The sequence below is a fragment of the Candidatus Micrarchaeia archaeon genome (assembly GCA_041650355.1).
In the GTDB taxonomy this organism is placed as follows: domain Archaea; phylum Micrarchaeota; class Micrarchaeia; order Anstonellales; family Bilamarchaeaceae; genus JAHJBR01.
Window position 1 is genome coordinate 1 of record JBAZLI010000032.1, and the last position, 9,620, is coordinate 9,620.

General features: G+C 53.4%; 11 protein-coding genes. 4 read left to right on the forward strand and 7 right to left on the reverse strand.

What is annotated here, in order from left to right; translation table 11 throughout:
• Window positions 1-1,031 (forward strand): lyase family protein (locus tag WC488_03080; GenBank protein MFA5077385.1); only part of this gene is annotated, 1,031 nt, incomplete at its 5' end.
• A 56-nt stretch (window positions 1,032-1,087) separates the two neighbouring features.
• On the forward strand, window positions 1,088-1,948 hold the full coding sequence (locus WC488_03085) for a hypothetical protein (GenBank protein MFA5077386.1): 861 nt from the start codon (window positions 1,088-1,090) through the stop codon (window positions 1,946-1,948).
• Between the two features lie 22 nt (window positions 1,949-1,970).
• Here the strand turns inward: WC488_03085 and WC488_03090 are convergent, their stop codons facing one another.
• From WC488_03090 to ahcY, 3 genes are all read right to left on the reverse strand, one after another.
• Window positions 1,971-2,309, reverse strand: coding sequence for a translation initiation factor eIF-1A (locus tag WC488_03090; protein MFA5077387.1), 339 nt, complete (start codon window positions 2,307-2,309; stop codon window positions 1,971-1,973).
• 4 nt (window positions 2,310-2,313) lie between these two features.
• A complete protein-coding gene (locus WC488_03095; GenBank protein ID MFA5077388.1) occupies window positions 2,314-2,718 on the reverse strand; it encodes a translation initiation factor IF-2 subunit beta in 405 nt (134 codons plus the stop codon).
• Window positions 2,719-2,807: 89 nt separating this feature from the next.
• Window positions 2,808-4,067 carry an adenosylhomocysteinase gene (gene ahcY / locus WC488_03100; protein ID MFA5077389.1) on the reverse strand — a complete coding sequence of 420 codons (1,260 nt, stop codon included), beginning with the start codon at window positions 4,065-4,067 and terminating at the stop codon, window positions 2,808-2,810.
• Between the two features lie 59 nt (window positions 4,068-4,126).
• Here ahcY and WC488_03105 point away from each other — a divergent pair, with 59 nt between their 5' ends.
• Together WC488_03105 and WC488_03110 are read left to right on the forward strand one after the other, a co-directional pair.
• Window positions 4,127-5,416, forward strand: coding sequence for an amidohydrolase (locus WC488_03105; protein ID MFA5077390.1), 1,290 nt, complete (start codon window positions 4,127-4,129; stop codon window positions 5,414-5,416).
• A 4-nt stretch (window positions 5,417-5,420) separates the two neighbouring features.
• Window positions 5,421-6,197 (forward strand): hypothetical protein, encoded by a 777-nt coding sequence (locus tag WC488_03110; GenBank protein ID MFA5077391.1) that lies wholly within the window; start codon window positions 5,421-5,423, stop codon window positions 6,195-6,197.
• A 20-nt stretch (window positions 6,198-6,217) separates the two neighbouring features.
• On the opposite strand, the gene surE is transcribed toward WC488_03110, so the two are convergent.
• The 4 genes from surE to WC488_03130 form a co-directional block, all read right to left on the reverse strand.
• The gene (surE, locus tag WC488_03115; GenBank protein ID MFA5077392.1) at window positions 6,218-6,988 is read right to left on the reverse strand and encodes a 5'/3'-nucleotidase SurE; all 771 of its coding nucleotides are present in this window, start codon (window positions 6,986-6,988) and stop codon (window positions 6,218-6,220) included.
• Window positions 6,989-7,012: 24 nt separating this feature from the next.
• Entirely contained in the window at window positions 7,013-8,317 is a 1,305-nt protein-coding gene (gene aspS / locus WC488_03120; GenBank protein ID MFA5077393.1) for an aspartate--tRNA(Asn) ligase, read from the reverse strand.
• A gap of 51 nt (window positions 8,318-8,368) precedes the next feature.
• Window positions 8,369-9,139 carry a metallophosphoesterase gene (locus tag WC488_03125; GenBank protein ID MFA5077394.1) on the reverse strand — a complete coding sequence of 257 codons (771 nt, stop codon included), beginning with the start codon at window positions 9,137-9,139 and terminating at the stop codon, window positions 8,369-8,371.
• Window positions 9,132-9,620, reverse strand: a 489-nt coding sequence (locus WC488_03130) for a helicase (protein MFA5077395.1), incomplete at its 5' end; no start/stop codon positions are given. The genes WC488_03130 and WC488_03125, both read right to left, overlap by 8 nt.

Here is a 9,620-nt window from a genome sequence, read left to right on the forward strand (position 1 = left end):
GCGGTAAGTATGCAATTGTTAATCCGAACAACCACGCGAACATGTCCCAATCTTCTAACGACGTGATACCTACTGCAACACGAATTTCGGCGCTTTACGCGCTTGCGGAGCTTTTGCCTTCGCTGGAAAAGCTGGAAAAAGCCCTGGAAATGAAAGCTTATGCGTTCTCGAAAATGGTGAAGGCAGGGAGGACGCATTACCAGGACGCGGTTCCCATAACCCTGGGGCAGGAATTCTCTGCTTACGCGAACAGGATTAGAGGGGCCAGGAAAAGGATAGCTGACGCGAGCGAAGAACTGAAGTATTTGGGCATAGGAGGGACCGCGATAGGCACGGGAATAAACACGCATCCTGAGTTCAGCGCGCTGGTAGTGAAAAAGCTGGACGCGGAGACCGGATTCGGGTTGAAGATTGCAGTGGATAAGATAGACAAGACGCAGAATTTCGATGATTTCGTTTCGGTTTCCAATTCGCTCAGGACGCTGTGCGTGGACCTGCTCAAGATTTCCAACGACTTGAAGCTGCTCAATTCAGGGCCGAACGCTGGAATAGCGGAAATAGTGCTCCCGGAAGTGGAGCCGGGCTCATCTATAATGCCCGGGAAGGTGAATCCTTCTATTCCGGAGTGCGTGGACATGGTGTGCTTCCAGGTAATCGGAAGGGACCAGGCAGTCGTGCTGGGCGCGGCCAACGGCGTGCTCGAGCTGAATGTTTATACTCCGCTCATAATGTACGATTTGCTGGATTCGGTTTCAATTCTGAAGAACGCAATTGAGATGTTTTCGGATTTGTGCATTGAGGGGATAAAGCCGAATGAGAAAAAGATGAATGAATATTTGGAAAACGGGCTAATAATCGGGACCGCGCTCAATCCTGTTTTCGGATATGAAAAAGTCGCGGAATGGGTGAAGGAGGCGCAGAAGAGCGGAAAAACGCTCAAGCAAGTCATCATTGAAAAGAAGATAATGAGTGGGAAGGATTTGGAAAATGCCTTGGATCCGAAAGGGCTCACAAAACCCAACCTAAGATAAGTTGTAAAAAATGTTAAAGGATAGATTTATATAAAATTTCGTACTAAAGCATATGCATGGCTATGATGAAATTTAGGCGTAAATCGGCTTCCACGGATGATGTGGCGCCTAATCGCGCGTGGAGAATGCCGCTCCATGTGGAAAGATGCAATCCGCCTGGCAATCGTAAAACTCCGGAAGTTCCACAAACGGTGCGAGAGCAAGTGCTTGAAGTTGCCCGTGAAATGACTGCGAACAAAAGGATGGCTGCCTGGGAGATGATGGAGAACATTGACATGCCGGATGTGAAAGGATATTTTGAATCCGTTGGCAGTCTTCTTTCTGATGCGAATCCCAGGATGAAAAGTTCGGCAGTCCTTTTTCTTTCATTGGCTGCAGAGAGCGGCCGCGATATTGAATCTGCCCTTCCATGGATGATAAGGAAGCTGAATGCGACTTGCGCATCCACAAACCCGATCGTAGCAATGGACGAGCAGGAAGATGCTAGAATTTTGTTTGACGCCCTGGTTTCAGCAACAGCCGAAGAGCATGGGGGGAAAGTGGTTGATTATATCCTAAGCATCAGTGCCTTGCCAGGCTATTCGGTTTGTGCCCCCCTTTTTGAACTGTTCTGGAACAATCACAAAAAGCAGGGCAGAATAATGGAATTCCTAGTGGAGAACCTGGAATCCTCCATACAGGTGAAAGACCCGGAAAAGATAGTGTCCGTGCTGCATGCATTCTACTTTGCCAGGTCCAGGGAAAGTTCGGAAGCCCAAGACAGGATGCTGTATGCGATCCATTACTTTATGAAAAAGCATTTTGAAGATGTGGTTCCAGTGGGCAATCCGTCCCGCGAGGAAATTCTAGAATACGCAGACATATTTTTACCGCGCGAGCCCGCGGGGCCTGACCGGTGGCTTTATTCCTGCAATTAGCTTTGCCAAAAATGAAAAACAATCAGCTTCTTATGTAGCCCTTTTCCCTGAGCGCCTTTGCCTGGAGCGGAGTGTATCGCCAAACGATGTCCCCACGCTTGTCTCCCTCTATTTCCCAAGGCTCAGCAATTACGATGTCCCCTTCGCGCACCCATATCTGGTTCTTGAGCCGCCCTGGAATCCTGCAGTTCCTCTCTTTCCCGTCCTTGCAGGAAACCATCATCCTGCTTCCTCCGACAAGGCCGATTACGAGGCCGAGCACTTCCCTGTCCCGCGGGAGCCTGAGCCGGATTACCGGCAGTTCGCCTCCTGCAGAAGTATGCTTCCTGTGCGGGGGCCTGTAAGGTCTTCGTCTTTGCATATAATCACTTCGCTGGATTGACCGCGCCGCAGGCCTCGCAGACCACGTTCCTCATGCCGTGGCCGAGCTCCTGTATGTGCGTGTCGGGTTTTTTGCACTGCTTGCATATCACGTAGGAATTGGCGTAATCCTCGAATTTCTTGTTAATCAGGTCGCCGAAGAATTTTCTCTGGAGTATGAGGCGGTCGGCGTCTATGCTGGCCGGGACCGCAAGCTCCTTGGAGAGGAATTTCATCACTTCCTCCCTCTTTCTCCTGAGCGCGTCCACCGCAGGGCCGAAATTCCGCACTATCGTCTTGTTGCCCTCGGAAAATGATTCGAGCTTCGGAATCTCGAAACGCTCGCCGCTCGAAAGCTTTTCCGGAACCTGGGCATATGCGTCCGAAAGCAAATCCTCGTATTTCTTCATCAATCCACCGCATTTTTTGAATTATCCAAATTAAGCTTAGAAGTTCATTTATTGAGGGATATGGGAAACCCCCCTTTAAAATCTTATCTCTAAGTTCCCTCTCTCCAGCTTGAAAGATATTTTTTCTGCTCTTCGGTGAGCGCATCGATTTCCACGCCCATCGCATCCAGCTGCATTTTAGCTATCGCGCCATCTATGGATTCCGGGAGCATGGAAACTCCGGGCCTGAGTTTTCCCTTGTTCTTCACGAGGTGCTCCATCGCGAGAGCCTGGCCTGCGAAGGAAGTCGCCATCACTTCGCTCGGGTGCCCCTCGGCTGCGCCCAAATTCACCAGTCTTCCTTCTGCGCACAAGTAGATTTTCTTCGCGCCAATTGAATATTCGTCAAGCTGCCAGCGCACCCGCCTCTTCTTTCCGAGCTTTTCAAGCCCCTGCAAATCAATTTCCACGTCGAAGTGCCCGCTGTTCGCCAAAACTGCGTTGTCCTTCATGAGCTTCACGTGCTCAGCGGTTATGACGTTCTTGTCCCCTGTGACTGTTATGAAAAGGTCCCCGAGCTTCGCGGCTTCGCGCATGGGCATCACTTCGAATCCGTCGAGCACTGCCTGGAGCGCCCTGAACGCGTCAACTTCGGTTATTACCACGTTCGCGCCCATGCCCTTCGCGCGCATGGAAACGCCTTTTCCGCACGGGCCGTAGCCCGAAACGACCACTTTCTTCCCTGCGAGCAGGACGTTCGTGGCCCTGACGATTCCGTCCAGGGTGGACTGCCCGGTCCCGTAATAGTTGTCGAGCAGGTGCTTGGTCTTGTTGTCATTTACTGCGATTATCGGGTATTTGAGCGCCTTGTCTTTTTCCATAGCGCGCAAACGTATCACTCCGGTCGTGGTTTCCTCGCTCCCTCCGATTATGGATGCAATGAGCTCGGGATGCTTGGTGTGTATGAGGCTCACTAGGTCCGCGCCGTCATCTATTGTGAGCTGGGGCTTGTGCGAAAGCACCTTTTCCAAATAGCGGTAATAGTCTTCGTGGGTTTCGCCCTTGTAAGCGTAAACCGCCACCTTCTCCTCTGCGAGCGCAGCGGCCACGTCGTCCTGGGTGGAAAGCGGGTTGCATCCTGTGATGGCTATTTTCGCGCCTCCGGCGGCTAGCGCGCGCACGAGCACCGCGGTCTCCTTCGTGACGTGGAGCGCGAGCCCGATGGTGAGGTTCTTGAACGGCTTCTCCTTCGCGAACCGGCTCTTGAGTGCCTGCATTATGCCCATTCTCCTTTCGGCAAGCTCTATGTTCATCCTTCCCTGCCCGGCGAGCTTCAAGTCCTTCACTTCAAAATCATTTCCGCTGTCCATGCAATCAACGGATTGAATTGGGATTGATGGCTTTTAAATCTTGCACAAGAAAAACCGTTATGGACATCCTCATAAAAAGCGCCACGGTGGTGACGCAGAACGCGGAACGCGAGGTCCTGAAGGGCGCGGACATATTCGTGAGCGACGGAAAAATAGGCAAGGTGGGAAAGAACCTCCGCGAGAAGGCGGAGGAAAAGATAGACGCGAATGGAAAAATCGTATTTCCAGGGCTCGTGAACACGCACACGCACATCGCGATGACGCTGTTCAGGGGATATGGGGAAGGGATGAGACTGCATGACTGGCTCGCCAAAAGAATATGGCCTGCTGAGGCGAAGCTGAAGCCGAAGCACGTTTACTGGGGAACCATGCTCGGCATCGCGGAGATGGCGAGGAGCGGAACTACAGCGTTCAACGAGATGTACCTTTCCGGGGCGGAAAAAATCGCCGAAGCCGCTGAAAAAGGGGGCATGCGCGCCTCCATAGCCTCGGACATGCTGGACAAGATAAGCGGGAACGCTCCGGAGAAAGAGCTGGAAAAGGCGAAAAATTTTGTCTCTTCGCTAAGAAGCCCGAGCGGCCGGGTGAAGGCGAGCGTATCCTGCCATGCGCCGTACACGTGCACAGGGGAGCTGATTAAGATTGCGAAGGAATTCGCGGCCAAAAAAGGGCTGCAATTCCACATACACGCGAGCGAAACCAGGAAGGAGGTTTTCGACGTGCTCAACGAGAAGGGAAAGCGGCCTTTAGAGTATCTGGACGGGCTCGGAGTCCTGGACAGGAGAACAGTGCTGGCGCACGCGGTATTCGTGACGAAAAGGGAGATTGCGCTCGCGGGGAAAAGCGGCGCGAGCGTGGCGCACTGCCCCGTGGGGAACCTCAAGCTGGCCAGCGGAGGGACGTGCCCGATAGGCGAGTTCGCCCGGAGCGGCGTGAACGCGACGCTGGGAACCGACGGCGCGGCGAGCAACAACTCGCTGAACATGCTGGAAACGATGAAGATGGCCGCGCTGCTCCAGAAGAATTTCTACTGGGACCCGCTCGCGCTTTCTGCGCAGCAGGCCCTGGATTTCGCAACTGTGAACGGGGCAAGGGCGCTTGGGGTGGAGGCGGGCTCGATAGAAGAGGGGAAGCTCGCGGACATCGTGATTGCGGACGCGAAAGCCCCGAACATGAACCCTGCGCACAGCGACGTGGACAACATAGTTTACGCGATGAACCCTGCGAACATCACGGACGTGATGGTGGGCGGGAAGTTCGTGATGAGGAACAGGAAAATAACCGCATTTGACGAGGAGGAAGCGGTGGGGAAGGCCTGCGAAGCCGCACTCGACGTAACTTCGGGGTAAACTCATGAAATACATCGGCAGCGCGGAGGTGGAGGCGTGGATAGACGGGACGCGCCTCAACAAGCCCTCCGCAGAAGTGGAGTTCGGGCAGTATAGGGCGTACCTGGACGACGGCGTGCTGTTGATGAGGAACAACGCGCGCGGGCAGATAGACATTTTGGGCAATGCGAAATTCGGGATTCCGCAGCTTTCGCCCAGCGCCAGGCTGGTTTTTTCCGAGCTCCTGGAAAAGGACGGGTGCGGAAACGCGGGCTTCTTCGCGCTCGACGCGGGATGGAGAAAAGCGGTATATTTTTCGGCTTCTTATTCAGGAGAGGAAGTCGGGATGCGCACTGCGGAATATGAACTGGAATTCGAGTTGGGCAGGGACTACGACGCTTCGGCGTTCATGGGCAGCCTGATGGTCCTGGACAGGAAGAACGGGAAGTACGAAATGATGATGCCGGACGGCCGCACGCTCTCCGCTCGGATAAAGCTGGGAAAAAACTCCTTCTGCTTCATGGTGAACAGGGAGCTAGGGATTATTACAAACAGAAGCGAGGTCCACGTAATTCACGACGGCGTGCGCCATCTCATAGATTTGGGCAGAGGAGAAGCCCTGGATGAGCCGCTTGTTGGAACCGGGAGAAAGGACGGATGCGACTGGCTGGTCGTGAAGGACGCGCGCTGGAAGAAGAAATGCGTTGTAATCGCGCTCGGCGGGCCAGAGCGGTATTGCTATGCTGTGCCTGAAATGGTGAAAAAAGTCGGAAAGGGGGATTCCGAAGGAATAATGAGGTGAAGCCGGGAATACGGGGAGAATCAGAATGCGCTTTTTATCTTCGATATCATCTTCTCATCCACGACGCCGAATATGCTTATGGGTGTGATGGTGATGCTCTTGTTCACGTAGAACTCGTAGACGTCGCTTCCCGCCTCGCATTCACGGTCCACTCCGTACTGCCAGTAGTAGGGATGCCCGTTCGGATTTATCCTCTTCTCTATTTTGGAGACGTATTTTATCAGCGCGGGTTTCGGGAACACGATTTGCGAGTTCTCGAACTCTCCCGGGAAGTTCACGTTTATCACAGTGTAGGGTGGGATTTTCCCCTGGAGCTTCTTCGTTATCCAGATTATCTTGTCCCTGAGGGCTTCGCGCTTGGCCCAGATGCAGTAGTTGTATTTTTCGCGCTCCTCCCCGTGAAGCTCGTAGGAGAACGCGATTGCCGGGATTTTGTAGAACGAGGCTTCAAGGCAGGCGCCTATCGTGCCTGATGAATAGAAGCTGTGCAGCGAGAGGTTGTCGCCTATGTTCACGCCGGAAAGCACCATGTCCGGCTTCTTGAACTCGCCGGAGTAGATGCCGAACGAGACGCAATCCGCCGGAGTGCCGTTCACCTCGTAGATTGGAAGCTGCTCCTCGAGCGCCTTTCTCAGCCTGAGCACCCGATGGAGCGTAACTCCCTTCGCGACCGCGCTCTGCTGCTGGGACGGGGTTATCGCGTACATGTCCTTGTCCAGCTTCTTCGCGGCCTCGGCAAGGAGCCGCAAGCCGTCGGTCAAGCCGTCGTCGTTAGTGACCATTACCGTCATAAAAGCACCTGCGCCCCCATACTTTTATGGGGTGAGCCGCGTCCTGTCCCTCGGGAACAATGCAGCTTCCCGGATGTTCTCCTGGCCGCACACCTTCATCGCGAGGCGCTCCAGCCCTATGCTCCAGCCCGCGTGCGGAGGGGCGCCGAATCTGAAAGCTTTGGCGTAGAACTCGAAATCAGCCGGGTTGAGCCCGCGGGATTTGAGCTGCTTTTCCAGTATGCCTATTTTGTGTATCCTCTGCGCGCCAGAGGAAATTTCCAGCCCGCGGTACATCAAATCGAATGCGTTGCAAATCTTTTCGTCTTTCTCATTGGGCATGGAATAGAACGCGCGTATCGCAGTGGGGTATTCGTAGATGAATAGCGCCTCTTCATTCACCAGTTCGAACATCTTCTTCTCGTGCTCGCGGGTGAAATCGTGGCCCCATTCTATCTTTTCCCCTGCTTTCTGGAGCATTTCCACGACTTCCGTGTACGTGAGCCGTTTCACTTTCTGCGGGACAGAAACCGATGAACCGCACGCGGAAAGGAGGTCCTGCCTGGAAGCCGCTGTTTTGAGCATCGCGAGGAAAACCGCTTCAAGGACATCCATCGCGTCGTGGTGGTTCGCGAAACCCATTTCTATGTCCATCTGCAATACTTCATTCAGGTGTGTGGTGGTGTTGTGCTTCTCGGCCCTGAAAACCGGGGTGGTTATGAAAACCTTGTCCAGGCCCCCTATTACGGCCATCTGCTTGTAGAGCTGGGGGCTCTGCACCAAGTAAGCCTTGTTCTCAAAGTATTTCAATTCGAAAACGTCAGTTCCGCCTTCGCTCGCTGCTGCAATTATGGTCGGCGGGTGGATTTCAGTGAAGCCCATCCCGAACAGCGTGCTCCTGAACGTGTTGATGAGGATGGATTTCATTTCGAAAATCGCGTTCACTTTTTTCCTGCGCAAATCCAAGTAGCGGTATTCGAGCCGGGTCTCAAGTTCAGCAGGCACTTCATCTGTAGGGTCCACCGGAAGCTTCTCGTCAACAGCGTTGAGGACTTCATATTCAGAAGGGATTATTTCCACTCCTTCGGGCGCCATTTTGCTCTCGGTGACTTTGCCCTTCACGCGCACCACGTATTCGCGGTTCGCCTTTATCTTGTTCAGGAGTTCCTCTGGAACGATTCCTTTTTTCGCGGTAATCTGGATTTGGCCGGTCCTGTCCCTGAGGATGATGAATTTCAATTTGCCCATGTCCACGAACTTGTGCACCCATCCGGCAACTTCCACTTCCTGGCCTTTTTTCAGTTTCGCATCCTTCACGTATTCGTTCCTGAGCATGAAAAATCCACCCATCATAAGCGTAGATTTTTCTGCATCCTAATTATAAAATCTGCCCTTGCCGGGCTAAATGCCGAAATCAGGATTGCCGAGAATGAGCTTGCGCACGCTTCTCACATTTTTGAAATCATATACGCTTTCCCCGTCCAGCGGGTACACGCGCACTTCGTCCAGTTTCACGGTGCGCAGTATCGGGGAGAGGAAGTGCTTCCTGTGCACGTTCAGTATGTCTGTCCCTGGGGCCCACGGATTCACCGCGGGAAGCACCAGAATGCTCTCCTTTTTCGCGAAAAGGAAGCAGGGGTATTTTTTAGAAGCTCCTATTTCATCCCTTAATTTTATCGAGGGGTGCTCGTTCCCAATAACGGTTAATTTCCCTTTTCTCTTTTCAATTTCCGTGTCGCCGTGGGTGAAATACGCGGAATCGGTTTCGTATTCCCTGAGTATCTGCATGCCGAAATCGCGGACCATGTTCTCCAGGTAGAAGTCGTGGTTGCCCTTTATGACGTGGATTTTAGCGAGCTTCTGGATTTCGGAAAGGAAGAAATGGATTTCGTTCCACTCCTGCCTGGACTCTTTTCCGAACGTGTATTTTATGTCCCCGTTCAGGAGAATCTCTTTTATTCCAAAGCTGGAGCACACGCGCACGAACTTCTCCAGAATCATCCGGGTCTGCATGCGCGCGAGGCTCTCGCCCAGCGCTTCCTCGAAGCCGATGTGCAAATCCGAAGCTACAGCGAGTCCTTGCTTGTGGAACACGGCGATTCCTTCGGTGGTGAGGAATGCGCCCCTGGAAAATTCCAGCGCTCCTGTTCTAGAATCAACAGTATCAGCCATATTTCATGAGCCTCGCGTGCATTTTTTTGATGAACTCTTTCCTGTCCTCGACAACAACTATGTCCCTTGCGCCCAAAGAGGCGAGGTTGAACGCGAACGGGGAAGGGGTTTCAGGGGCCTTTATCACTAATGTGCGGCGGCGCAATTTCTCCATGTAGTCCAACGCTTCATCGACGTGCATCGCCTCGCACATTATCTCGCTGTATGTCTCCCTGAGCATCGGGAAACCGGGAAGGGCTTCGCGTATGAGCCGCAGGAGTATTTCTGAATTTATCTGCTGCCGTCCCAAGGGCATCTCCCTCCCGGGGTAGCGCCTGAGCACCAGGTAACTCCTTCCTGCGACGTTCTTGAACCTGCGCTTGAGCATCTCGGTGTTCTCAAGGGCTTCGCCCAGTTTTTTCTCGAAACCGTCAATCCATATGAGCTCCTCGGCGTCCAGCTTGGTCATCACCTTCCCGCGCGGGAGCCTGAGCACGAACCC

Excerpts from the sequence above, each read along its gene's own strand:
- ahcY (MFA5077389.1), bottom strand. The coding sequence starts at position 4,067 with ATGGACAGCGGAAATGATTTTGAAGTGAAGGACTTGAAGCTCGCCGGG.
- WC488_03105 (MFA5077390.1), top strand. The coding sequence starts at position 4,127 with ATGGACATCCTCATAAAAAGCGCCACGGTGGTGACGCAGAACGCGGAA.
- WC488_03110 (MFA5077391.1), top strand. The coding sequence starts at position 5,421 with ATGAAATACATCGGCAGCGCGGAGGTGGAGGCGTGGATAGACGGGACG.
- WC488_03090 (MFA5077387.1), bottom strand. The coding sequence starts at position 2,309 with ATGCAAAGACGAAGACCTTACAGGCCCCCGCACAGGAAGCATACTTCT.
- WC488_03085 (MFA5077386.1), top strand. The coding sequence starts at position 1,088 with ATGGCTATGATGAAATTTAGGCGTAAATCGGCTTCCACGGATGATGTG.
- aspS (MFA5077393.1), bottom strand. The coding sequence starts at position 8,317 with ATGGGTGGATTTTTCATGCTCAGGAACGAATACGTGAAGGATGCGAAA.
- WC488_03125 (MFA5077394.1), bottom strand. The coding sequence starts at position 9,139 with ATGGCTGATACTGTTGATTCTAGAACAGGAGCGCTGGAATTTTCCAGG.
- WC488_03095 (MFA5077388.1), bottom strand. The coding sequence starts at position 2,718 with ATGAAGAAATACGAGGATTTGCTTTCGGACGCATATGCCCAGGTTCCG.
- surE (MFA5077392.1), bottom strand. The coding sequence starts at position 6,988 with ATGACGGTAATGGTCACTAACGACGACGGCTTGACCGACGGCTTGCGG.